Annotated in this window: 22 protein-coding genes; 14 read left to right on the forward strand and 8 right to left on the reverse strand. The window is 68.2% G+C overall.

Features of this window, described 5'->3' with window-relative positions; all coding sequences use genetic code 11:
* The first annotated feature begins 514 nt into the window (after positions 1-514).
* The 5 genes from OHT21_RS27175 to OHT21_RS27195 all read left to right on the forward strand — a co-directional run bounded on the left by OHT21_RS27175 (position 515) and on the right by OHT21_RS27195 (position 5,166).
* Positions 515-1,201: a UdgX family uracil-DNA binding protein gene (locus tag OHT21_RS27175; protein ID WP_328770934.1), complete on the forward strand. Its 687-nt coding sequence runs from the start codon at positions 515-517 to the stop codon at positions 1,199-1,201.
* Positions 1,202-1,309: 108 nt separating this feature from the next.
* Positions 1,310-1,852 carry a GNAT family N-acetyltransferase gene (locus OHT21_RS27180; protein WP_328770935.1) on the forward strand — a complete coding sequence of 181 codons (543 nt, stop codon included), beginning with the start codon at positions 1,310-1,312 and terminating at the stop codon, positions 1,850-1,852.
* 157 nt (positions 1,853-2,009) lie between these two features.
* Positions 2,010-2,315, forward strand: coding sequence for a DUF4229 domain-containing protein (locus tag OHT21_RS27185; RefSeq protein ID WP_328770936.1), 306 nt, complete (start codon positions 2,010-2,012; stop codon positions 2,313-2,315).
* A gap of 208 nt (positions 2,316-2,523) precedes the next feature.
* Complete coding sequence (locus tag OHT21_RS27190; protein WP_328770937.1) at positions 2,524-4,494, forward strand: zinc ribbon domain-containing protein; 1,971 nt, start codon at positions 2,524-2,526, stop codon at positions 4,492-4,494.
* Between the two features lie 18 nt (positions 4,495-4,512).
* Entirely contained in the window at positions 4,513-5,166 is a 654-nt protein-coding gene (locus OHT21_RS27195) for a TetR/AcrR family transcriptional regulator (protein ID WP_328770938.1), read from the forward strand.
* A gap of 32 nt (positions 5,167-5,198) precedes the next feature.
* Here OHT21_RS27195 and OHT21_RS27200 read toward each other — a convergent pair whose 3' ends face one another.
* On the reverse strand, positions 5,199-6,104 hold the full coding sequence (locus OHT21_RS27200; protein WP_328770939.1) for a MaoC family dehydratase: 906 nt from the start codon (positions 6,102-6,104) through the stop codon (positions 5,199-5,201).
* A gap of 360 nt (positions 6,105-6,464) precedes the next feature.
* Here OHT21_RS27200 and OHT21_RS27205 point away from each other — a divergent pair, with 360 nt between their 5' ends.
* Positions 6,465-8,366 (forward strand): AMP-dependent synthetase/ligase, encoded by a 1,902-nt coding sequence (locus OHT21_RS27205; protein ID WP_328770940.1) that lies wholly within the window; start codon positions 6,465-6,467, stop codon positions 8,364-8,366.
* Positions 8,367-8,469: 103 nt separating this feature from the next.
* On the opposite strand, the gene OHT21_RS27210 is transcribed toward OHT21_RS27205, so the two are convergent.
* The 3 genes from OHT21_RS27210 to OHT21_RS27220 all read right to left on the reverse strand — a co-directional run bounded on the left by OHT21_RS27210 (position 8,470) and on the right by OHT21_RS27220 (position 10,027).
* The gene (locus tag OHT21_RS27210) at positions 8,470-9,153 is read right to left on the reverse strand and encodes an IS630 family transposase (RefSeq protein WP_328766012.1); all 684 of its coding nucleotides are present in this window, start codon (positions 9,151-9,153) and stop codon (positions 8,470-8,472) included.
* On the reverse strand, positions 9,150-9,590 hold the full coding sequence (locus OHT21_RS27215; protein WP_328768325.1) for a helix-turn-helix domain-containing protein: 441 nt from the start codon (positions 9,588-9,590) through the stop codon (positions 9,150-9,152). Before OHT21_RS27215 ends, OHT21_RS27210 begins: the two co-directional genes overlap by 4 nt.
* A 233-nt stretch (positions 9,591-9,823) precedes the next feature.
* A complete protein-coding gene (locus tag OHT21_RS27220) occupies positions 9,824-10,027 on the reverse strand; it encodes a cold-shock protein (protein WP_033319512.1) in 204 nt (67 codons plus the stop codon).
* Positions 10,028-10,381: 354 nt separating this feature from the next.
* Between OHT21_RS27220 and OHT21_RS27225 the strand changes: the two genes are divergently transcribed.
* Complete coding sequence (locus OHT21_RS27225; protein ID WP_328770941.1) at positions 10,382-11,230, forward strand: menaquinone biosynthetic enzyme MqnA/MqnD family protein; 849 nt, start codon at positions 10,382-10,384, stop codon at positions 11,228-11,230.
* A gap of 80 nt (positions 11,231-11,310) precedes the next feature.
* Positions 11,311-13,119, forward strand: coding sequence for a serine/threonine-protein kinase (locus OHT21_RS27230; protein ID WP_328770942.1), 1,809 nt, complete (start codon positions 11,311-11,313; stop codon positions 13,117-13,119).
* Here the strand turns inward: OHT21_RS27230 and OHT21_RS27235 are convergent.
* Positions 13,112-13,690, reverse strand: a complete 579-nt coding sequence (locus OHT21_RS27235; RefSeq protein ID WP_328770943.1) for a hypothetical protein — start codon at positions 13,688-13,690, stop codon at positions 13,112-13,114. The two genes, OHT21_RS27230 and OHT21_RS27235, sit on opposite strands and share 8 nt — an antisense overlap.
* 111 nt (positions 13,691-13,801) lie before the next feature.
* The gene (locus OHT21_RS27240; protein ID WP_328770944.1) at positions 13,802-18,376 is read right to left on the reverse strand and encodes an FtsK/SpoIIIE domain-containing protein; all 4,575 of its coding nucleotides are present in this window, start codon (positions 18,374-18,376) and stop codon (positions 13,802-13,804) included.
* Positions 18,377-18,665: 289 nt separating this feature from the next.
* Between OHT21_RS27240 and OHT21_RS27245 the strand changes: the two genes are divergently transcribed.
* Positions 18,666-18,965, forward strand: coding sequence for a WXG100 family type VII secretion target (locus OHT21_RS27245; protein WP_328770945.1), 300 nt, complete (start codon positions 18,666-18,668; stop codon positions 18,963-18,965).
* A 72-nt stretch (positions 18,966-19,037) separates the two neighbouring features.
* Here the strand turns inward: OHT21_RS27245 and OHT21_RS27250 are convergent, their stop codons facing one another.
* Entirely contained in the window at positions 19,038-19,718 is a 681-nt protein-coding gene (locus tag OHT21_RS27250; protein ID WP_328770946.1) for a hypothetical protein, read from the reverse strand.
* A gap of 154 nt (positions 19,719-19,872) precedes the next feature.
* Here OHT21_RS27250 and OHT21_RS27255 point away from each other — a divergent pair, with 154 nt between their 5' ends.
* Genes OHT21_RS27255 through OHT21_RS27275 form a run of 5 tightly spaced genes read left to right on the forward strand, consistent with a single transcriptional unit; the run spans position 19,873 to position 23,255 of the window.
* Positions 19,873-20,184, forward strand: coding sequence for a WXG100 family type VII secretion target (locus OHT21_RS27255; RefSeq protein WP_328770947.1), 312 nt, complete (start codon positions 19,873-19,875; stop codon positions 20,182-20,184).
* The gene (locus OHT21_RS27260) at positions 20,181-21,401 is read left to right on the forward strand and encodes a putative T7SS-secreted protein (protein ID WP_328770948.1); all 1,221 of its coding nucleotides are present in this window, start codon (positions 20,181-20,183) and stop codon (positions 21,399-21,401) included. The genes OHT21_RS27255 and OHT21_RS27260 overlap by 4 nt, the downstream gene beginning before the upstream one ends.
* A gap of 33 nt (positions 21,402-21,434) precedes the next feature.
* A complete protein-coding gene (locus tag OHT21_RS27265; RefSeq protein WP_328770949.1) occupies positions 21,435-22,022 on the forward strand; it encodes a hypothetical protein in 588 nt (195 codons plus the stop codon).
* Positions 22,012-22,680: a hypothetical protein gene (locus OHT21_RS27270; RefSeq protein ID WP_328770950.1), complete on the forward strand. Its 669-nt coding sequence runs from the start codon at positions 22,012-22,014 to the stop codon at positions 22,678-22,680. Before OHT21_RS27265 ends, OHT21_RS27270 begins: the two co-directional genes overlap by 11 nt.
* Positions 22,677-23,255 carry a hypothetical protein gene (locus OHT21_RS27275; protein WP_328770951.1) on the forward strand — a complete coding sequence of 193 codons (579 nt, stop codon included), beginning with the start codon at positions 22,677-22,679 and terminating at the stop codon, positions 23,253-23,255. Before OHT21_RS27270 ends, OHT21_RS27275 begins: the two co-directional genes overlap by 4 nt.
* Before the next feature lie 198 nt (positions 23,256-23,453).
* Here the strand turns inward: OHT21_RS27275 and OHT21_RS27280 are convergent, their stop codons facing one another.
* Positions 23,454-23,735 carry a transposase gene (locus OHT21_RS27280; protein WP_328770952.1) on the reverse strand — a complete coding sequence of 94 codons (282 nt, stop codon included), beginning with the start codon at positions 23,733-23,735 and terminating at the stop codon, positions 23,454-23,456.
* Between the last annotated feature and the right edge of the window lie 47 nt (positions 23,736-23,782).

Below are 23,782 nucleotides of genomic sequence, written 5' to 3' on the forward strand. Positions count from 1 at the left end.
AGCCGGGCCCAGGCACCCCAGCCCGTCCGGCGCGAGACGACGAGGCCGCTCGGGCCGACGCTCACCCACCCGCCTCCAGCGCCACCGCCTGCCCCCACCCACCGGCACCTTTCCAGCCGAGGCCTGGCAATCCAGCCCGTCCGGCGCGAGACGACGAGGCCGCTCGGGCCGACGCTCACCCACCCGCCTCCAGCGCCACCGCCTGCCCCCACCCACCGGCACCTTTCCAGCCGAGGCCTGGCAATCCAGCCCGTCCGGCGCGAGACGACGAGGCCGCTCGGGCCGACGCTCACCCACCCGCCCCAGCGCCACCACCCAACCCCACCCGCCAGCGCTCTCCAGCCGGGCCCTGGCCCCCAGCCCGTCCGGCGCTTGAGGACGAGGCCCTTCAGGCCGATCGGGGTCTGGGGCGGAGCCCCAGCGGGGTCCAGGGGCAGCGCCCCTTGTTACGGGAAGGGGCGGGGTGGGGGAGAAATCCGCGTGAGGCACCGCCCGGCAGGGGTACTCGGGGCGCATGGTCACCACCAGGGCCCCCGAGGACGCGTACACGGCGGAGCCGTTCGTGCCGGAGCGCGGCGGCCTGGCCGCCCTGCGCAAAGCCGCCGCCGACTGCCGCGGCTGCCCCCTGCACCGGGACGCCACACAGACCGTGTTCGGCAACGGCGACACAGACGCCCGCGTACTGATCGTCGGCGAACAGCCGGGCGACCAGGAGGACCGGCAGGGCAAGCCGTTCGTCGGCCCCGCGGGCCGCCTGCTCGACCGCGCCCTGGCCGAGGCAGGCATCGACCCCGCCCAGACGTACGTCACGAACGCCGTCAAGCACTTCAAATTCACCCTCCCCCACTCTCGGCTTCGCTCGAGCGGGGGGACCCCCATCGCCCCCGGCAAGCGCCGTATCCACAAGGCCCCCAGCCTGCGCGAGATGACCGCCTGCGGCCCCTGGCTGGCCGCCGAACTGGCCCTGGTGGACCCGGAGTTGATCGTCATACTCGGCGCAACGGCGGGCAAGGCCCTGCTCGGCTCCTCGTTCCGCGTCACGCAGCAACGCGGAACCCTCCTGGAGGAGGAGATCCACGGCCGCCAGACCCGCGTGGTCGCCACCATCCACCCGTCCGCAGCCCTACGCGCCGACGACCGCGAGGCGGTGTACCAGGGCCTGGTCTCCGACCTGAAGGTGGCGGCAAGGGCACTGGCCTGAACGCGGGCCACCCGGAGAATAAGGGGAGGGCGCCGGTCCGCAGGCGTCCGTCCGCGGGTCCTCCGAATGCCCTTGAGCTTCGTACGCGGTAATAGATACTCTCGCCTAATGCCCCTTACGTTCGTCCTCGACCCCACCGTAGACCCCGCCCTCCGCGACGGCCTCCTCACCCTCTGGGCCGACGTCTCCAACGCAGGCGGCGCCGTCGGCTTCGTACCCCCCGTGGCCCCCGACGCGATCCGCCCGGAACTCATCAAGCACCTGGCCGCGATGAGCGAAGGCCGTATGCGGCTGCTGATCGGCCGCGACGAGGACGGAGACGTCGCCGCAACCGCCTTCTTCGCCTTCAACACGCACCGGCTGATGACGCACTGGGTATGGCTCTACACGGTGATGGTGCACCCGAAGCACCAGGGCAAGGGCTACGGACGCGACCTGCTCGCAGCCGCCGCGGAGGCGGCCGCCGGCTTCGAGGGCATCGACGCGATACGGCTCACCTGCCGCGGCGGACTCGGACTCGAGCGTTTCTATGCCTCCTGCGGCTACAAGGAGGTCGGCCGCGTACCCGGCGCGATCCGCGTAGCCTCCGGCGACGACCGCGACGACCGCGACGACATCACGATGCTGCTGCCACTCACCCACCTCACCTGAGGCCACTCGCCTGAGGCACCACTCCGCCCGAGGCTTCTCAGCCTGAAGCCATGGAGGCCCCCGCCGAGCCCCCAGGCCCCCCTGCGAGCTCAAAGCCAGAACATGCTTGACTGGAGGGTGCCCTTTGGGAACGTTCGAACGGGAAGAGTGGATTGAGATGCTCCGCTACACGCTGATGCGCCTCGGAATCTTCGTGGGCTGCCTCGTGGTCGTCTGGGGCCTCGTCTACTCCGGCATCGCCCCGCGCGGCCTCGGCGACTCCAACGGCATGTGGATCGTCCTGCTCGCCCTCGTGCTCTCGGCCCCGATCAGCTTCGTGGTCCTGCGCAAGGAGCGCGACCGTGCCTCCGCGAAGATCGTCGAGCGAGTGGACCGCACCAAGGCCAACCTGGAGCGCAACCGTTCCCAGGAGGACACCGCGGACGACGCGGCCCGCGGTGGCGCCCAGGGCCAGCCTTCGTAACTGACGGCAACACCTTGGGCGCTCTCGGATTGGAGAAAACCGTAGGCTCACCTGCTCCCTAGATGTCCGGAGTGACTCGTCATCCGCTGGCGTCGTGCCGAGTGGCCGGTGCCGATGTCGTATACGGGTGCGAGGGTCGATTGCGTGACCTTTTTCGTGGTGGTGTCGTTGATCGGATGACAGCACCGTGGGCGGGAAGGGGCTATCGGTGAGCCGGAGGCTGCCGCTTGGCGAGGGTGAGGCTGCCCGCACCGCCTGTGCCCGCAGTGTGCTGCGCACGGGTGTGGAGGAGAAGACCGGCGCGCTGCTGTCGGTCGGCATGCTGGCTGAGCGGGTGGGCTGGGCGGGTGATCTGGTGTCCGGCATGGTCGCCGCGCTGCTGGCAGAGCACTGGAACACTCGTGATGTGGATGTGCTGGCGGCCGGTGAGGACGCAGTGGGCCGCCCGCTGCCGTCGAACGCCTGGATGGCCCTGCGCCGCCTCGGCTGGACCGTCAGCCCGCCGGAGGGTGTCCGTGTCAACGACCGCATCGTGCGCATCGCCCAGGAGGTGGCCGGGCGCACGCTGCGCTCGGCGAAGTGGCGCGCCGACCTAACCACCGCGGTCCAGGCGACCTGGCCCGGCACCCCGGCCAGGCGCACCCCCACAGAGTGGGACGCGGTACGGGAGGCGGTGCCCGACGGGCGTTTCGTGCCCTCCAGCGTCATCTCCTCCCGCACCCGGCAGATCGCCACCTTCGCGAAGAAGCACGGCCGGATGCCGACCGATGTCTTCGAGATGGAGTCCGAGCCGCGGATCGCGCGGATGCTGCTTTTGTCCGCCTGCGACGGGCAACAGGCCACAGTCGAACGCGCCGACACACCGGGCCGGGCGATGCTGCGCATGCAGCTGCCTACCCGCCCCGACCCGCGGTCCTACGCGGACTGGACGTGGGTGGCCTGCCCCATCAAGCTGCCGCCGACGATCCCCGCGAACGCGGTGCTGCACCTGCCCACCCTGCGTATCTACCAGGGCGCGGTGTGGGCCGATCTCGCCTACACCCACGCCGTCCCGAAGGCGCGGCGGAGCGGGCATGCGGTTGCGCTGGGCGTGGACTGGGGCCTGAACACCCTGCTGTCCGCCGGGGCCGCCCGGCTGAACGACGACGGCACGATCACCGCCCTCGGCAGCGGTGGCATGTTCCGGGCCGACGGCATCTTTGCCAAGCAGCACCGGCTGCGCCGCCTGTCCGAGCATCTGCACGCCAAAGCCGACCACTACCAACGGCTCATCAACGGGGCCGAACACCACCTCCTGACCGGTCGGCACGCGATCCTGGCCGACGAGATCCGGCACGTCTCCGCCCGGCGGTCAAACCTCAACGACGCCCTCGCCTGGGCTGCCGCCCGCTGGGCGGTAGACCAGGCGATCACCGCCGGGGCGAGCGTGATCTACGTCGAAGACCTCCGCTCGATGGAAGCCCGCGGCATGGGCCGCACCGTGAACACCCGCCTGTCCCAGCAAGTGCGCGGACAGATCGTGGACCGCATGCGGCACCTCGCTGCTGAGGCCGGTATCGCCGTGGTCACCGTCCCGGCGCGGAACACCTCGAAACACTGCCCGCAATGCCTGGACGTGTTGCGGCACCGCAAGGCCCCTGACCGGCCCACCACACCTGGCTGGAAGTGGGCCCTCTGCGGCTCCTGCGGCTGGCAGGGCGACCGCGACCAGGGCGCATGGAAACGTATCGCCGCACGCGGTCTGACCCATCAGGCCAAGACCGTCACCGATCGCACCAGCGGTGCCATGGTGATCCGCACGTTGATCGACAAGCTGGAAGCGGGCGCGGTCATCACCCCCACCGCGCCGAAGACCCGCCGGACGGACCGGTCCAAGACCAGACCCACCCGGCACAAGGCAACACGCCCCGCGCCCAGGCGACGCAGGGCACCCTCCCCCACCAGACCCATGGGTCCGGCGGGCCAGCGTCCGGAGGGACACGCTCACACGGACCGGACCCGGCTGCCCCGCGCAGCCCACCGGCACCAGGGCGTGACAACGATCAGCACACCCGCCACCAGCCGACACCGGCCACGAGGAACAGCGCTGGGCGCAGGGTTCCACCACCACGCCCACGCCACCCCTCCACGGTGGGTAGAACCTGCTAAACACCCCGTCTTGCACGGGATACCAAGCTGATCTGAGACGCTAAGCCATATGGGTGCTGTGAAGAACAAGCGGATGCCGCGTGCCGTGCGTGAACAGCAGATGCTGGACGCCGCCGTGCGGACCTTCGGGCAGCGGGGGTACCGGGCCGCTTCGATGGACGAGATCGCCGATCTGGCGGGCGTGTCCAAGCCGTTGGTGTACCTGTACCTGAACTCCAAGGAAGACCTCTTCACCGCCTGCATCCGCCGCGAGGCCGCCGCCCTGACGGCCGCCGTACGCGCGGGAGTTCACCCCGGTCTGCCAGCCGACCGCCAACTCTGGGAAGGGCTACGGGCGTTCTTCACGCACACCGCGCAGAACCCGGACGGCTGGGCGGTGTTGCACCTCCAGGCCCGTACGCACGGCGAGCCGTTCGCCGCCGAGGTCGCCGCGATGCGGGAGGAACTCGTCGCGTTCGTCACCCAGTTGATAGCGGTGGCCGCCCGCGAGGCCCACCGGGAGCCACCGCCCCCCGAGCGCGCCGAGAACGAGGTCGCCGGCCTGGCCGAGGCCCTGGTCGGAGCAGCCGAGTCCCTGGCCGCCTGGGCCAACTCCACCCCCGGCGTCTCGGCCAAGCAGGCGGCGGCGACCCTGATGAACTTCGCCTGGGCGGGCCTCGGAAATCTGATGGACGGCCGAGCCTGGAACCCTCCGAAGCCGTAACGCGCCCCGCCAGCCTCAAGCGGGACAAGACCTCACACCAGGGTTCGCACCTCGCCCCTGACGTGCACGCGTTCCCCACCCCCACGCAGTTCGAAGGCACCACCTTTCGCCGCGTACGTCACCACCCCCGGCAACAGCACCGGCGCCCTGAACTCGGCCTTGACGTACGCGCCTTCGGGTACCCCGTGCTCCGCCAGGCAGCGAGCCACGGTCCACATGCCATGCGCGATGGGCCGGCGGAAGCCGAAAAGCCGAGCCGTGACCGGATGCAGATGGATCGGGTTCCGATCCCCGGACGCCGCCCCGTAACGCCGCCCGAGATCCCCACCGAGCCGCCACTCGGCGATGGCGGGAAGGGGCTGAGGGGGCTGAGAGGGCCTAGAAGATCGCGTGCTCTGCGCACTATGCGGCGTACTGTGCGTGCTCTGCGAGGTCCGATGTCGCGCGAGATACGTACTCCTCGACTCCCATACGAGCCTGCCGCCGGCCCGTGCCTCCGTGACGAGCGTCGCCTCGGTCCCGCGCCGATGGGGCGCCAACCCCTCGACGAACGCCTGGAGTTCGTACTCCCCGGTTGCCGGAAGCCCCTCCCGCTGCACGATCTCGACGGACGTGTGCACAAGGCCGAGCAACGGCAGCGGAAACGCCCGCTCACTCATCAGCCGCATGGCCAGCGGAAACCCCAGTACATGCGGATACGTCACCGGCAGCGCATCGGCGCCCACGCCGTAGCCGCAGACGCGCTCGTATCCGGCGAGCTTGGCGAGGTCGATGCGAACTCCGGGGAGTACGAGGCGAGTCGGGGGCAGATCCGTGCCGCCCGCCGCCCGGGGCCGCTTGCAGAGGGAGAGGAGCGCGCCGCGGGCGAGGAGGGGAGCGAGGGCTGGGGAGGCGGCCAGGGTCTGGTCGCGCAGGGGGCGCATGGGGCGGTCGGCCATCGTCCAAGAACTCCCAGCTCGATCGGCGCAGTCGTGCATCTGGTGGTGGATCCGGTCGCGGACCTGCTCGCGGACCTGCTCGCGGATCTGGTCGTGGATCTGATCTGGATCTGATCGTGATTCTTACTCCAAAGTAAGATTACTCAGAAGTCAGAAAGTGGTCGAGACGCACCCGGCGCCTGTGAATGTGTGTGGAGGGTGGCGTCGTCGCTGGTGAAGACGGTTCGCTCACGGCACTCGCGTACGTCGTAATGCGTATGTTGATGGACCCACTCCCACTGAACACCGGGTAGATCAGCCCCGTAGCACCCATGGGGCCTTGCGGGGGGACCGCCGGGCATGACGAAGAGGAGCCGCCCCATGTCCGCCAGAAAGTCCTCCACCCCTGCACCAGCCCTCGTCGAGCCGGATCTCAAGCGGCTGGACGGCGTCGTACGGGAGGCGTCGGTGCCGCCGCTCGTCGCGCCGATCACGCACGGCTCGCTCGCGGACATCCCGTTCGACAACGCGAGCGACGCGCCCGCCCAGGTCGTACTGAGCCGGAAGGGGCCGGACGGCGACTGGTTGGACGTGACGGCGAACGCGTTCGCTGACGAAGTGCTGGCGCTGGCCAAGGGGTTGATCGGCGAGGGGCTGATGCCGGGCGACCGGATCGCCATCATGGCGCGTACGACGTACGAGTGGACGCTGCTGGACTTCGCGGCCTGGGCCGCCGGCCTGGTGACCGTGCCGATCTACCCGACCTCCTCCCTCTTCCAGACCCGCTGGATCCTCCAGGACTCCGGGGCCGTCGCGCTCGCCGTCGAGAGCGCCGCGCAGGCCGCCGCGCTGGGCCCGGAGATGGAGAGGCTCCCGGATCTGCGGCATGTGTGGGTCTTCGAGAAGGGCCACGTGGAGCGGCTCGCCGAGTCGGGCAGGAACGTGCCGGACGCGGAAGTCGCCGTACGCCGTGGGATGTTGGGGCCGGGCACCCTCGCCACGATCATCTACACCTCGGGTACGACCGGCCGCCCCAAGGGATGCGCACTGTCCCACGGCAACTTCTTCGCCGAGGTCGACAACGCCATCGAACTCCTCTACCCCGCCTTCAGATCCCTCACCGACGAACCGGCGGCCACCCTCCTCTTCCTCCCCCTCTCCCACGTCTTCGGCCGCATGATCGCGATCGGCTGCCTGCGCGCCCGCGTCCGCCTGGGCCACGCCCCGAGCATCGGTTCGGAGGAACTGCTCGCGGACCTGGCCTCGTTCAAGCCGACGTTCCTGGTGGCCATCCCGTACGTCTTGGAGAAGGTCTTCAACACGGGCCGCGCGACCGCCGAACGCATGGGCCGCGCCTCGTCCTTCGACCGCGCGACGCGCGTCGCGCGCGCGTACGGCGAGGCGGTCGAGGCCGAGCAGCACGGCCTGGGCCCCGGCCCGAGCCGCTCCCTGCGCGCGGCCCGCTCCCTCTACGACCCCCTCGTCTACCGCCGCATCCGGGCCGCCCTGGGCGGCCGCGTCCGCTACGCCATCTGCGGCGGCTCCCCGCTCAGCCGCGAGATGGCGGCGTTCTTCGCCGGCGCGGGCATAGAGATCTTCGAGGGTTACGGCCTCACCGAGTCGACGGCGGCGGCCACGGTCACCCCGCCGCTCAAGCCCCGCCTCGGCACGGTGGGCTGGCCGCTGCCCGGCACCCGGGTCCGTATCGCCGCGGACGGCGAGATCCTGCTGAACGGCAACCATGTCTTCCGCGGCTACTGGGACCCGCATGCGGGCGGAGTCGTCCCCGCCGCCCCCGACGGCTGGTTCGCGACGGGCGACATCGGCACCCTGGACGACGAGGGCTACCTCACGATCACCGGCCGCAAGAAGGAAATCCTGATCACGGCCGGCGGCAAGAGCGTGGCCCCGGCCCCCCTGGAGGACTGGCTCCGCTCCCACCCTCTGATCGCCCACGTCATGGTCGTAGGCGACGGCCGCCCGTACGTCAGCGCCCTGATCACACTCGACCCCGAAGGCATCACCCACTGGCGCCAGATGAACCACAAACACGCGGTGCCCAACGAACTCCTGGTAGACGACGAGGAACTGAACACCATCCTCGAACGAGCCATCCACGAGGCCAACAAGCTGGTCTCCCGCCCGGAGTCGATCCGCCGCTTCACGATCCTGCCGGGGAGGTTCAGCGAGGAGGCCGGGCACCTGACGCCGACGATGAAGCTACGGCGGGATGCGATCGCACGGGACTTCGCGGCGGAGATCGAGGGGTTGTACGAGAGGTAGGGGCGAGCCCCGTAAGGGGCGCGGGGAACTGCGCGACCAGCCACGACGCACCCGCACGCGCCAACGAACCCCAAAACCCACCCCACTAGTAGATTGTCGCGGCTTAATTTCGCTGTGTGGTTGGGTAGAGGTGGCGTAGTTTCACGCGTGCGTCGTCGGTGGTGAACTGCCAGTCGACTTGGCGCTGGTTGCTGTTGGTCTGTTGCTGCCAGGCAGCAAGTTCGGCGTTGAGTACGGCGAGGTCGTCGAGGCGGCGGTCCAGGCACTGGCGGGTGAGCGCGGAGAGCTCGATCTCGGCGATGTTGAGCCAGGACCCGTGTTTGGGGGTGTGGTGGATCTCCAGGCGCTGGGTCAGCGCGAAGGCCTTTGCCGGGTCGAACGCCTCGTAGAGCGAGGCGGTGGTGTGGGTGTTGAGGTTGTCCATCACCAGCACGACCGTGGCGGCGTCGGGGTAGTCCACGGTCAGCAGGTGCTCGACCTGGTGCGCCCAGTCGACCCTGGTCCGGCGGGGCTGCGCGTCCACGCGTCGCCATCCGCGCAGCGGCTCGACCCAGCAGAAGATCGAGCAGGTCCCCGAGCGGACGTACTCGTTGTCCTCGCGGCGGTCACGGCCCGGCCGCGCGGGAAGCGGATCACGGACGTGGCCGAGCAACTGGTACGGTTTCTCGTCCATGCACACCACCGGGCGCGTCGGGTCGAAGGGCCGGTGGTAGACCGCCAGGACATCCTCCATCGCCGCGGCGAAGGCCGCATTCGCAGCGGGCGGGATGGTCCAGCACTTCTTCACGTGAGGGCGCAGTTCCGTTTTTTTAAGACCCGCCCGATCGTGGAGTGGTCCAGATCCGGGATGTCCTCGGCCAGCGCGACGTGCTTCTCCAGCAGGCGCAGCGACCAGCGGGCGTGTCCTTTGGGCGGCTTCGAGCAGGCCAGCGCAATCAGCCTTGCCTCGACCTCGCCGGTCACCGGGGAGGGCACCGGCGGCAGTGCGCGTTCCTTCCGGCCGACCGTGGCCCACACATCGCCGCCGGTCTCCGCGTACCGCTTCGAGATCAGGCGGACCGAATCGCACGAGACCCCGACCCGCTCCGCGATCACCGCCCGCGGAGCGACCTCGCCGGCCGAGGTGTCCAACGCGAGCAGCACCCGCGCCCGCCTGATCATCGACGCGCTGCGGACCCCCGTCGTCGTCACACGCTCCAACGCCCGACGGTCTTCGGCACTCAAGACAACCGGATACTTCTTCTGCGAGGACACGGCACCCCTGCCCGGCCGAACGGAAGCATCAAGCGAAGCCTGCCCGACCCCAACTCCACCAACCAGAACGACACTTAGTCGCGACAGTCTACTAGGCGCCCGCCGGAGGCAAAGGCAGGAGCCCCGCCACCAAATGGTGAAGGGGCTCCTTAGGTACTGCACTCGTTCCGGAGCTCAGAGCGTCCGCTCTAGAGGCCGAAGGATCAGACGGGTGTGACGTTCTCCGCCTGCGGGCCCTTCGGACCCTGGGTCACGTCGAAGGTAACCGCCTGGTTCTCTTCGAGGGAGCGGAAGCCGCTCGCGTTGATTGCGGAGTAGTGGACGAAGACGTCGGGGCCTCCGCCTTCTTGGGCGATGAAGCCAAAGCCCTTTTCGGCGTTGAACCACTTCACGGTTCCGGTAGCCATAAGCCCTCCTTGGGCCCAAAGGGTTGCCCTGCTCCAGAACCAGCGATTGTGTAAACAACTGCATTCGTCTGAAAACGACGAGAGCCCGCGGTCACATGCGCTCCGCAGGCTCTGTACTGCAAGGGAAACCAAACTGCAACTTGCGGCCGAGCCTAGCACGCAGGCAGTGGAAAGCAATAGAGGTCAAGATCACGTCACCCAAAGGTTTGAGCAGCTCGCCCGAGGGGTTGACGTAGGGATGGCGACCAGGTGTCACAGGGGTTGACACGAAAGGCCGGGCGGGTTTCCGGAATGGCTCCCACCACTCCGGGACCCGAAGCCTGCACCGTACCCCAAAGGGTCTAGTCTCGCGATGTGGACAATTCTCGCACCCGGCCGCGCGTCGGCCACATCCAGTTCCTGAACTGCCTGCCCCTGTACTGGGGGCTCGCTCGTACGGGGACGCTTCTCGACTTCGAGCTCACCAAGGACACCCCGGAACAGCTCAGCGAGCAGCTTGTGCGTGGCGATCTCGACATCGGACCCATCACGCTCGTCGAGTTCCTCAAACACGCCGACGAACTGGTCGCCTTCCCCGACATCGCGGTCGGCTGCGACGGCCCCGTGATGTCGTGCGTGATCGTCTCGCAGGTCCCGCTGGAGGACCTGGACGGCGCCCGCGTCGCCCTCGGCTCGACCTCGCGCACGTCCGTACGGCTCGCGCAGCTGCTGTTGGCCGACCGGTTCGGCGTACAGCCCTCGTACTACACGTGCCCGCCCGACCTGGCCCTGATGATGCGGGAGGCCGAGGCCGCCGTACTCATCGGAGACGCGGCACTGCGCGCCAACCTGCTCGACGGGCCGCAGTACGGGCTCGCCGTGCACGACCTGGGCGCGCTGTGGAAGGAGTGGACGGGCCTGCCGTTCGTCTTCGCGGTCTGGGCGGCGCGCCGCGAGTACCTGGAGCGCGAACCGGTCGTCACGCGCAAGGTGCACGAGGCCTTCCTCGCGTCCAGGGACCTCTCCCTGGAGGAGGTCGGCAAGGTCGCCGAACAGGCGGCCCGCTGGGAGGCCTTCGACGAGAGCGTCCTGGAGCACTACTTCACGACGCTCGACTTCCGTTTCGGCGAGCCCCAGTTGGAGGCCGTCACGGAGTTCGCCCGCCGCGTCGGCCCGACGACCGGCTTCCCGGCGGATGTGAAGGTGTCTCTGCTGGAGCCGTAAGCCGTAAGCAGCGCCTACCCTGCTGGTTGTCCCTACCCTTGCCGGTGGGGAGTGGAGCGCGTCCGGGGGAGGCACACGCCATGCAACCGCTCGATGTCGGCGAACCCACCACGGTCGGGCCCTACCGGCTGCTCGGCCGCCTCGGCTCGGGCGGGATGGGCCGGGTCTATCTGGGCCGCAGCGCGGGCGGCCGCACCGTAGCGGTCAAGATCGTGCACCCGCACTTCGCGCTCGACGAGGAGTTCCGCGCCCGCTTCCGCCGCGAGGTCGACGCGGCGAGGCGGGTGGGCGGCGCGTACACGGCACCGGTCCTGGACGCCGACCCCGACGCCGCGATCCCATGGGTGGCGACCGCGTACGCCGCAGGCCCTTCGCTCGCCGCGGCCGTCGCCGACGCCGGTCCACTGCCGGACCATTCCGTACGGGTCCTGGGTGCGGGCCTGGCCGAGGCGCTGGCGGCAGTGCACGGCCTGGGCCTCGTACATCGCGACGTCAAGCCCTCGAACGTACTCCTGACGCTGGACGGGCCGTTGCTCATCGACTTCGGCATCGCACGAGCGACGGACGGCACGGCGTCGCTGACGTCCACGGGGGTGTCTGTGGGCTCGCCCGGTTACATGTCGCCCGAGCAGATCCTCGGCAAGGGGGCCACGGGGGCGGCGGATGTCTTCTCGTTGGGGGCGGTGTTGGCGTACGCGGCCACGGGTTCGCCTCCGTTCCCCGGGGACTCGTCGGCTGCGCTGCTTTACAAGGTGGTGCACGAGGAGCCTGAACTCGGACCGGTGGACGGGGAGTTGCGGGAAGTAGTCGCGGCCTGTCTGTCCAAGGACCCGGGCGGGCGTCCGTCTCCGGGGGAGCTCGCCGCGCGGCTGGCGCCGGAGGGGGCGGCGCGGGCGGTGGCGGCGGGGTGGCTGCCGGGGCCGTTGGTGGAACAGGTGAGCCGAAGTGCGGTGCAGGTGCTGAACCTTGAGGCTACGGGGGCGGAGCCTTCGGGAGTGGTGGGGTTCAGCAGTCCTTCAGTGGGGGCGGATGCTGCTTCGCCGGTGAAGGAGGAGGGGGCGGGCAACGGGTCTGCTCCGGCGACTCCGGCTGCTCCGGCGGCTCCGGCTGGGGTGTTCGGGCCGCCGGATCCGTCGTACGGGATGGGGGACGGGGTAGGGCGGGCGGCCCAGGTGGCGGACGTACCGACGTACGTCCCGGAACCCCGCGAGGGCGAGAGCCCAGGATCGGGATCGGTATCGGGACCTGGCCCGGGATCCGGACTGGAACCGCGCCCTGGTGGCCCCTCCGCTCCCGGAAGGCTGACCGTCTCCGTGGCCGCGACCTCCGCGCCGGGGGCGGGCGGTCGCGGGCGCAAGCTGAGTTGCACGGTGGCGCTGGCGGTCGCGGGAGCGCTGGCGGCGGTGACGTTCGGCTCGGTGTTCGTCTTCGACCTGCTGCCGGGCGGAGCCTCGGACGGCGACGGTGGGCCCGCGGCCGACGACACGGCGGCGAGACCGAGCGCGTCCGCGCCCACGTCCGCACCGGCCACCGGAGCGGCCGTCCCCAAGCGCTACCTCGGCACCTGGGAGGGCGACGGCGTAGCCCTCAACGGCACCCTCCCCATGGGCAAGTTCCGCGTCACGGTCCGCCAGGCCGGCGTGGGCGAACAGTTCGCCACGTTCCGCCAGACCGACCTGATCGGCGGCCACTGCGACACCGTACTCATCCTCAAGAAGGCCACTCCCCAGCAGATCACCGCCACGAGCGTCGCCAAGAAGTCCAAGGACGCGGTGTGCGTGATGGGCCGCCACGAGGTCCGCCTGATCCCGGTCGACGACGACCTGAGGTACGAGACGGACAACGAGGAGGCGGGGGATCCGGTGGCCCGGATGAACAAGGTCAAGTAGCCGAAGACTCCGCCGGATCGGGCGTCGTACGCGTGCGGGCGGCCTGGAGTTTGACCAGTCCGGCGCCCATCGCCACCGCCGCGAGCAGGGTCGCGGCCAGACCGACGGCCCACACGTACGGGTACTGCTCGTGGACCCAGCAGGGTCCGCCCTCGCCGTAGCAGGACCCGTCCCAGTCGCGGCGGCGCTTGGGGCGCCACATTGCGAAGATCACGATCAGGAACAGCGTGGACGTGGCCAGCCCGGGGAGCGAGGCCGCGGCCCACGCGAGCGAACGGGCCTTGCTCTTCTTCCACCTCATACGCGTCAGCGGTGCGATCATCGCGGCCAACGCCAGGGGCACCAGGGCACCCACGGCGCCGGCGAAGCCGTAACCGCCGCCGGGCCAGCTGGGCGCGAGGTCGCCCCAGATCGTGGGGCCCCAAGCCTTGATCGAGATCGCGAAAGCGATGAGTCCCCCGACGAAGGTGAGGACGCACAGCCAGGCGACAACCACCTCCCGCCTCGACATCCGCTCCTTCTCCGGCTTCGCCGACGAGGCCGCCCGCTGCCGCGAATGCTCGTAGCGCAACGCGGCTCCTGCCGCCCGCCGCCGCTTTGGCTTGGCTGATCCGCTCACAGTCCCTCTGCTGTTCTGCTGACCTGTCTCTGTCCATCCGCACCCGATCGCGGGACCGGTGTGTCAGCCCGGGATGACGACCGTCCGCAGTTCCCCGTCGCCGAGATGCAGCAGACCCTTGCCCGGGGCGATCTGGCCGCCGACCATGCTGCGCGACATCCGTAGGCCGATGAGGTCGCCGCTCGACGATTCCTGGGGGGAGAGCAGGAGGCCGCGGCGGCTCTTCTTCGCATCGACCTGCCAGCCGGAGAAGCCGCTGCAGACGTCCTCCTCGTCACCCGCGATGACAAGCGCCAGCCCTCGTTCGGCGCCGCGCTGGATGATCCTCTTCATCTGAGGCCCGGCGTCGCAGTCCTCGAGGATCTCGCCGTCGTCGATAAGGACGGCGATCGGTTCCTCCAGGGACGCCGACTCGATGATCTCCTCGAAGTCGTCCTCGTCGATGTCGTCGCCGGTGTACACCTTCAACACGCCTTCAGTGCCATCCAGTTGGCGCAGCGGTGACTGGCGTGGAGCGGCAATGACGAGACGTACTCCCTGTGCGAGATACGACTGCGCGAGGTTCATCAACGCCGTCGAGCGGCCCGACTTGGCGGGACCCGCGATGACGAACGCCGGCACACCCTGGGCGAGATCCGGGCCGAATCCGACGATCTCGTCACCTCCGATGCCCACCATTGCCCACAGCTTGGAACGCGAAGCTTCGGGGTCGCGGAGCTCCCAGGCGTCGCCGAAGGAGATCCGGCTCGGCAGGCTGTCGACACGGAACGGGCGCCTGGCGCGCGGTACTCCAGTGTCCCGCTCCGCCGCTGCCTCGCCGATCGCCGTGAGGGCCGCGGCCTGACCCTGACCGGTGGTGTCCTCGGAGAGCAGAGCGAACTGTGTCTCCGTGCCGGACTCGTTCTTGAAACCGCGGCCCGGAGGAATCTCCTCCGGCACCTTGCGCGTCGGGATGCCGAGCGTCGAGAAGTCGCTGCGATCCGCCAGCCGCAGCCCGTACTTGTCCTCGGTCAGGGTCGCGATACGGCCGACCAGCAGCGTGCGGTCGCCCGTCAGCACCAGGTGGATGCCGACACTCGCACCCTCGCGCATCATCGTGGTGAGCTCGTCCGTGAGCGAGCCGTGGTCGATCTCGCCGAGTGTGGGAACCCAGCCCTCCCAGCGGTCCAGCAGGATGACGATGTGCGGCAGCCGTTCATCCTCGGCGGCTGCGGCCCGCTGTTCCCCGATGTCCGCGAAGCCGCTCTCGGCCAACAGGTCCTGGCGTCGGGAGAGTTCGCCCTTGAGGCGGTTGACGAGCCTGACCACACGCTCGGTCTGGTTACGCCCGACGACCGCGCCGCAGAGCGGCAGGCGGGTCAGTGCGTTGAGCGCGCCGTTGCCGCAGTCGATGCCGTAGAGGTGGACGTCGGCACACGAGTGCGTACGGGCCAGGGAGCCCGCGATGGTGCGCAGGATCTGGGAGCGGCCACTGCGCGGCGCTCCACCGATCATCAGATGCCCGAAGGTCGAGAAGTCCACGGCGACCGGGCGGCGTGCTTGGGCGGCCGGCAAGTCCTCGACGCCGTACGGCGCAGGAGGCAGTGCGCCCGGGGTTTCCGCCGCCTGTGGCGTCGGGATCTCGTCGAGAAGCAGCGTCTCGGAGAGCGCGGGCAGCCAGGGGCTGTGCTGGGCCGGAATCCCCATGGCCTGGTTGGCTTCGCGTACCGCGTCGACCAGGACCTTCAGATCGGTGATCTCTTCCTCTTCCCGCGCCTCGGCCTTCGGCTTCACCAGCGCGGTACGTCCCAGGTCCTCCCAGGTCAGTGCGCCCGCCCAGGGGGCAAGGACCTGCGGGTCTGCGGCTCCGGGGCGGCGCCCACCTACGCGTCCCGACTGGAAGGGGACGAGCGAGGCATGCCCGAGACGCACGTAGGCACGACCCGGGGTGCTCTTCGAGATGTGCCCGGCTTCTGGGGAGTCGATGACGTCGGTGGACTCGCCGCCGTCCGTCACACGCAGTGCGATACGCAGGTTCGTGTTGGCGCGGATCTCGGGAGAGACCACGCCGCTGGGCCGCTGCGTGGCCAGGAGCAGGTGGATGCCGAGCGAACGGCCTCGCTGGGCGATGTTGACGAGACCTGTCACGAAATCGGGCAGGTCGCGCACCATCGATGCGAACTCGTCGATGACGATGAGGAGTCGGGGCACGGGAGGGTGCGAGGGATCGCGGCGTACGAGGTCCTGGTAGTCCTCGATGTCCTTGGCATCGGCCGCGGCGAGAATGTGTTCACGCCGCTTCAGCTCGGCGCCGAGCGATTCCAGGGCCCGCTCGACGAGGTGTGCGTCGAGGTCGGTGACCATACCGACCGTGTGCGGCAGCTTCACGCAGTCCTTGAACGCCGAGCCACCCTTGTAGTCGACGAGCACGAACGTCATGTTCTCCGGGGTGTTGGCCACCGCGAGCGCGGCCACGATGGTCTGCAGCAGCTCCGACTTACCGGAACCGGTCGTACCCGCGATCAGACCGTGCGGCCCGTCCTTGCGCATATCGATGCCGAACGGCCCGTCGTACGATTCGCCGATGACCGCCAGCGTCGACTGGCCGCCCATACGCCAGCGCGCGGTGATGGCGTCGCTCGTGGGCGGCTCCAACTGCACTACGTCGAGCAGGCGGCTGGAGGCGGGAAGCGCGGAGTCCTCTGTCTCGCCGCTGATGTCGCGCAGCGGTGACAGAGAGCGGGCGAGGCGGAGGCACCAGGCGGTGGAGACGAAGTCGGGGCGTACCTGGGCGACCCGTTCGGTCCCCGCCTCCTCGACCCGCAGCCGCAGCTTGTCGGTTCCGTCGCGCCCGGCGGGCTGGTTCCCGGCCGTGTGCCAGGCCTGCATGGAAGGGAAATTGCCGGCCGCCGGCCGAGGGATGCCGCCTTGGGGCTGCTGATTCGCGTCTGCTGCCTGGCTGTTCGCCTCGCCGGGCTCCTGTGGCTTCGGCTCGGCGATGACTATGGCCTGGCACTCGCCGGGCAGGAACCGCTCCTCGGCGTCGAGACACAGCGCGTACATCGACACGCTCGGCCCCTCGCGCAGCAGCCGTACTACTCCGGGCAGGGACCGCAGCCGGCGGGAACCGTCCCAGATCACGACGATGTCCGGGTCGCTGAAGGAGGAGGCCTGTCCGTGGTTTTCCTGCGCCGCCTTCGTACGCGCGTCGAGGATCTGCGTCAGTTCACCGATGCGAGCGCCGACGGTTTCGGCGTCGGTGCCGATCAGCAGGTTGATGTCCTGCCCGCCGGAGGGCCGCGCGTGCGGCAGCCAGCGCACCCAGTCCCAGCTGTCCTGAGCGGTGTTCTCACTCAGAACGTAGAACTGCACATCCATCGGGCTGTGCAGGGCAGCGGTCTGCGCCACTGCCCAACGGCCGAGCGCACGGGCCGAGTCACCCGGCCCTGCCATGCCGATGACGCCGAGGGAACGCAGCGACAGCGCGACCGGTGCATCCTCGATCTTCCAGGTGACCTCTCGCCGGTGCTCGTCCTGCTCGGGGTCGTCCAGTACGACCTCCGATGGAAGCTGCCCTGTGCCCACGCGGACCAGCAGATGGTCGCGGTCGGTGCGCCGCCGCTCCCACAGCCGGGTACGCGGGCCGGTTCCGAGGGAGAGAACCGTGGCCGGGTCGGGAATGGCGTGTCGCCGGTCGAGGCGCTCGGTGACGAGGGCTTGTTGTGCGTCCTTCTCGATACGCGTCTTGGTTTCCTTGTACTCCTTGACCTGCTTCGCATGGGACTTCCGCCCATGCTTCTTGTCCATGAAGTAGTTGCCGAAGAGTATGAGCGGGCTCAGGGCCGCCATGATCAGGTAGTACCAGCGACCGAAGATGGCCACCGCAACGACCGCGCCGACGAGCGGAGTCAGCGCCATGAGCCAGGGCAGCGGCCTCGCTTCGAAGTCCCGGGGCGGCGACGGCAGTCGGAACTTGGTCTGCCGGTCCGGAGGACGCAGCCGCGGTGGCCGGTTGTAGTCGAGGCCTATGCCGTCGTCGGACCACTTGAGGGCAGCGTCCGGCGGGGAGTACCGGACCAGTTCCAGCAGGGTGTTCCCCACGGCGATCTGCCCGCCCAGAGGCCACTCGTCGCTTTCGAGCTCCGCTCCGTCGAGGGTGACGCCCTCCTTGTCCCCATGTACCGTGACTTGGCAAGTGCCATCGGTTGCAACTGACAATGTGAGCGCGCGGGCGTCGAGTTCGGGGTCGTCGATCCGTATGTACGAGGCCGATCCGCTTCCGATGTCGTACCGCCCGATCCCGACCCGGTGCACGGCACCTGCCACGGGCCCGCCGACCACCCTCAGTTCGACCAGCCCGGTGGGCTCGCCCGGCAGACAGCCGGCGGGGTCCTGGAGGCTGACGACGGCTCCCTCCCGCAGAGGTGAGCCGACGGCGGTGGCGCTGGGGTCGAGGGCGTAGCCGTCCACGTACAACATGGGCGCGCCGTTCCTGGGCGCCTGATGCTGTCCGAGGGGGATGACTTGGGCGCCGCTGTGCCCTACTTGCCGCGCCAGTTCCTGAGCGATGTCCCCGACAGTGGACTCAGGATCCGCATCGAGCACGACGTCGGCGGATTCACCGCCGAATGGATCGACAACGGTCAGAGTCAGGCGCACGCTTGTCCTCCCCACGGCCCTGTGGCCGCTTCCGCAACGCGGGCCACAGTGGAAGCGACGATATCGGCTCCATATCACTGGAGGGCAACGGGCTGCCGTCTCCGCCTTCCCAGTGGCAACGCCCTGTGCATCAGCTCACGGCCAATAGTTGGGGGAACGGGGATGTGCCCTCAAGGGCCCCACCCGTAAGCTGCTGGCCCAAGAGCGGAAGATCGCACCGATCGCACAATCCGCATCAAGTGGTGCCACGGGGGTTGGCCCTGCGGCGAGTTGACGAGGAGTGGGCTGTATGGCCAAGGACCTTGACGTCACATATCAGGACATGCGGGATGCGGCCAAGCATGTCGTGAAGGAGAAGGAAAGGCTCCAGGAAAAGCTCGACGGCTTGCGGAAGTACATCGCAAACCTGGTCGAGAGCGGCTACGTCACCAAGAGCTCCTCGAAGGCCTTCGACGAGAACTTCGACGAGTTCGTGCGCGGGGCCAAGGACACCATGGACGGCCTGGACGGTATGGGTGACTACCTGACCATGGCCGCGGACAAGTTCGAGCAGATCGACGAGGAGCTGGCGAAGTCGGCCAAGAAGTAACGGCCTGAGAGGCGCCCGCCCGTCCGGCAGTGGATGTTGAACGCACCGGGCGGGCGCCCGCCCGGGGGCGCGTCAGCTGTCGGGGAGTGGCTGCCGGAGCACGTACATGTGGAGGTCGCTGCGGAGTTCTTCGGTATCGACTCGCAGCCAGGATCCGTCACGGAAACGGATCAGCAGCATCCTCGTCTCGAACTCACCGGAGAAAGGGTCGACGAGGGTTGCTTCGGTGGCGGGAAGGTGGGCGACGATCTGCATGTGCTTCTCCCGTCCCACGCTGACGCGCTGCGGTGGAGCCGCCAGGACGATGCCCTCCTGGGTCGCGAGCAGCAGTCGCTGGTGGTGGGTGGAGTGGCTGTACCAACGCAGCAGGAACTGCCCGGCGTTGCCGTGCCAGTTTCCGTCGAAGACCTTGTCGAGGCCTTGTTGGGCGATGGTGGCGTCCCGGCGCTTGTCCTGCTCCTTCTTGGCTTGCCACCGTTCCTTTTCTTCCTTCGTGCCGAGGGACCGCTTGATGGCTTCTTCGGCATCGGACAGAAGGCTCAACAGCATGATGAGGGGCATGAACGGTGCACCGAGCACCGCGCCGATCATGCCCAGCGGGGGCAGTCTGGCAGGGCGGAGACGGGGGTTGCCCGCGGCCTGGAGTACGTCCGCCGGGGGCTGCGGAATCTTGTCGATCCAGCACCATTCGCCCGCTTCGGAATGAATGCCAAGGCGGTCCGTTGCCGCGCGCTGCTTGCCCCTACGTGTCACGTCAAGACTCTCCTTGCCGACGCGGAACAGGGTTCGGTGTGTCGGAGAGCCTATCGCGTGCGGGGCGCCATGAGGAGTGAGGGAGTCCGTAACCCGACCGCGCTCGTCAGATTCCACCGAGAAAAATAATAGAGTCATGGAGAGGCAATTAAACATGGCGGACCATGTAAGGGCGGACCTCGCCGCCATCAAGCAGTGCTCACGCGATCTGACCAAGATTCACGGCGAGTTCGAGCGAAACGGAAATCCTGCGGACGAGTATGGCCAGGCGGTAGGTCACGGTGGCCTCAAGGACGCTTTCTCGGAATTCGGGGACACCTGGAAGAAGACTCGGAAGAAACTGATGAAGGAACTTGAGCAGTTGGCCGAGTTCACCCGAACCGCCGCCAAGGCGTATGACGAGATCGACCAGGAGCTGGCCAAGGCCATCCGGGATGCCAAGGCGCAGAGTAAGGGGAAGAAGTGAGCAGGTTGGACGCCGACTGGCCGCCTCTGTGGCATGACGACCCCACGCCGGGCGACCCCGAGGAAGTGGCCGAACTGGGGCGCAAGTTGCGCAAGATGGCCGACATGATCGATGAGCAGTCCGGGGTCATCGAGGCGCTTGCCTCGGTGGAGGGTTGGGACAGTGAGGCTGGAAAAGGCTTCCATGAGCTCGCCGGTGGCACGGCGGACAAGCTGAAGAAGTCCTTCGAGCGCTATGACGAGGCGGCCAAGGTCATCGGAGAGGAGGTGCGCGAAGGGAGCTCGGGCCAGTTTGCCAGCGAAATGCGCCGCGCGCAGCGGAAGGCGGACAAGGCGCTTGTTGATTACCGTGAGGCCAAGGCCGACCATGACCTCGCGGACGACGAGGTGAAGAAGTTCACCGACAAGTATCCCGCGCAAAATATTCCCGCCGCGGAGAAGGAAGATTACGAGCGCTGGGTCAAGAAGCGTGACGAGGCACTGCATCGCATGGGTGATGCACGCAAGGCTGTGAAGGACGCCAGGGACATTTATGACGATGCGGGCGACAAGGCCGCCCGTCATATCAAGAACGTCGTGCACCACGATGCGGTCCGGGACCCGGGCGGTTTCATGAACTTCCTTGCGGACTGGGCGGATATGTTGTCGAACATCTCGGCCGTCCTGTCTGTGCTTGCGGTGATTTGCGCCTTCGTTCCGCCGCTTCAGTTTTTGGTTCCCATATTCGCGACCCTTGCCGTGCTGACCAGTGCGGCCGCGCTCGCCGGCCATGCGTACGACATGACTGCGCGCGGCGGGAAGGTCGACTGGCTGAAGCTGGGTGCCGATGTGCTGGGAGTGCTGCCAGGGCTTGGCGCGCTGAAGGGCTTCAAGGCCCTCAAGGGCGCCAAGGGACTGGCGAAGTTCAGGTTCAGTGGCTTGGCCGCACTCGACGGTGTTGGGCACAACTTCCTGAACGGGGTCAGTGTCAAGCTGGTCAACAAGGTTCTGGGCAGGACGGCGCGTAACGAGTTGATCGACGGCAAGAAGATCACGGGTGTGATCAAGGGCGTGGGTCTCGCGAGCGCCTTGAACAAGATGCTCAGTGGTGAGAACGGCGAGAAGACCGGTTACCAGGAGCCCGCCAAGGCCGACACGCCCACTCCCACGCCGTCGCCGTCACCTCGCCCCGCCCCGAGCGTCTCGCCGAAGGCGTTCAACGCGGCCTTGGCGGCATAGGACCTGGCGACCTGTTCAAGGAGGGCAGATTCCATGAGCGACGGCCATCACGACCTTGGGGCCTGGGAGTTCATCGGTCGCCGAGGTGGAGACGCTGTCACGTTGGTCGGCGGCTCGGTGATCGCCGCCGTACCCGAGGCGAAGCGAGCCGCAGAGGAGGCTCGACGAGAGCTTCGGTTCGACTTCCTGGACGACCGGGCGGTGCTCGAACTGCTGCGCCGGCGTCATCTCGACGAAGAGGACATGTTCAACGCGGGCTTCAAGCATGGAGTGCCGCTGGCGCTCGTCGGCTTCGGGGTCGCGATCTACTGGGGCGGTGTGGCTCAGTACTGGGAGACCGCCGCCTCCCGCAACGCCTATCTGGCGGTCGCCGTGGCCGTCGTATTGACTCAAGTCTTCTTCTTCGTACGAAGTGCGATGTCGCACTGGGGTGATCCGGTCCAGCAGAACCTGCGGGCCCGCGCGCGAAGTTACCGGGAGATCGCCCATATCGCTCGACGGGGTGGGGCCGAAGTCCCGGCACACTACCCGCATTACGGCCCCTATCCTTTCGCTGCGAAGTTTCATCCCGAGGTGGACGATCTCGGACAGTCTGAGAGCGAAAGTTCAGATGACCACTGACGCCGTCGAAGAATCCCAACGCGGCCTTACGGGAAGCAGCGGTGTAGAGGTTCGTTGGATCATGCCGGAGGGCTTCCTCGAGCTGCCCTTCGAGGCGGACGACCTGGATGAACTGGCCGAGCAGCTGGTCGAGTTGGCCAAGCGGGCGCTGCCCGGTGCCGATGAGGAAGTGCAGCTGCACTATGCCGCGATGTGCGCGGCGAACTATGACGAGTTCATCGAGGCAGGCGTGCAGTACGTCGGCTTCGTCACCACGGAGGTCGACGGCGTCCGCTGCACGGCCACGGTGAACGTCAGCCTCATGGACCTCGATGAGCGAGCCGGCAACAATCCGGCGGGCTTCATCGCGACCACGATGCGGCACCTGGAGCTCGGACAGATCGGCGAAGTGCAGCTGTCCTGCGGCCCGGCGGTGACATGCGTCGGCAACCGGCCTTCCAGCATCGACGGCAGCCTGACGCAGTCGGGGCAGGACGAGGCGCTGTGGACGTCGTTCATACAGGTCCAGATTCCGCTGAACAACGGGACCGTGCTGCTGCTGGAGATGGGCACGCCGACAGTCGAAGGGTGGGAGGTCTTCTCCGCCATGTTCGCCGGCATCGTGAAGAGCGTCCGCTTCTTCGACGACTACGGATCTCCCCTGGTGATGCCGGGGTGAGGGAGTCAGCAGAGGCAGATGCCCCGCCATCGGGGGGCATCCCCCTGGACTACAGGCTGCTGGTGCCACGGGAGTGGTTCCGCATCGACCTCACGCAGGATCGTTGGCGTGCTCAACTCAAGACTTTCGTGGACCGGCAGGCGGCAGGCCGGCATGTCTCCGCCGAACTCACCCGGAACGTATGGGCCACGCTGCGCAACACCGCGGAAGGCGGCCTCGCGCGCGGCGCCATGGAGTTCTTCCTCCTGGCGACCTCGCGCGACGGCAATCTGCCAGCCTCGCTCCTCGTGTCTTTGATGCCTCTGGGCGAGACACCCGCTGATCCGCAGAAGTACGCAGCGTGGCTCGACATGCGAGAGCCTGAAAGGCGTACACGGCAGCAAGTGTCGGTGGTGAATCTCCCAGCGGGCGCTGCCGTGCGGGTCCTTGGCGCCACGAGGTTGAGCGTCCATGCCCTTATGCCCGGCGGCGTGGGGTACTTGACGCTCTCCTTCTCGGCACCGCTCATCGGGATGTCGGGCCCGATGGAGCGGTTGTGCGATGCCATCGCGGGCTCTCTGAGGTGGGTGGTGTGAAAGGTTGTGCTGGAAATCCCGATGCCTTGGTGCCATCAGCTGCACTCCGGCTAGTCGAGTTGGCTGAGCACAACGCGGCTGTTGGCGTAGTGAACATGCCGGCTGCGTGCAGGCGGATGCTGCACGAGTACGACAGACCGTGCTCGGTCGCTTTTGGCTCCAGCCACCGTTCTTGTTTGATCCGAAACTCAAATGGTTCTATTCGAGGGTGTAGTGGACGTGTGCGCCTCCGAAGTGGCCGCGGACGATGCGCGGCTGATGTTGGCGGTGGTGGAAGAACCGGTGGGTCTCGGCGGCGACTGGGCCTGGACACGGGGCTCGGATGTGTATGGGCAGGCTGCGCTGGAGGTCGGTGTTGCCCAGTTCGTCGGGGTTGAGTTCGGGCGAGCGCGCGGGCAGGAAGTGCAGTTCAAGTCGGTCGGATTGCTCGGCCTGCCAGTCACGGACCTTGCGGGAGCGGCGGGCGGAGGGGGCGTTCACGACGAGGTGCACCTCGCGATCGAAGTCGGCCGACGAGCCGGTCCAGG

It is taken from the genome of Streptomyces sp. NBC_00286 (genome assembly GCF_036173125.1).
In the GTDB taxonomy this organism is placed as follows: Bacteria; Actinomycetota; Actinomycetes; order Streptomycetales; family Streptomycetaceae; genus Streptomyces.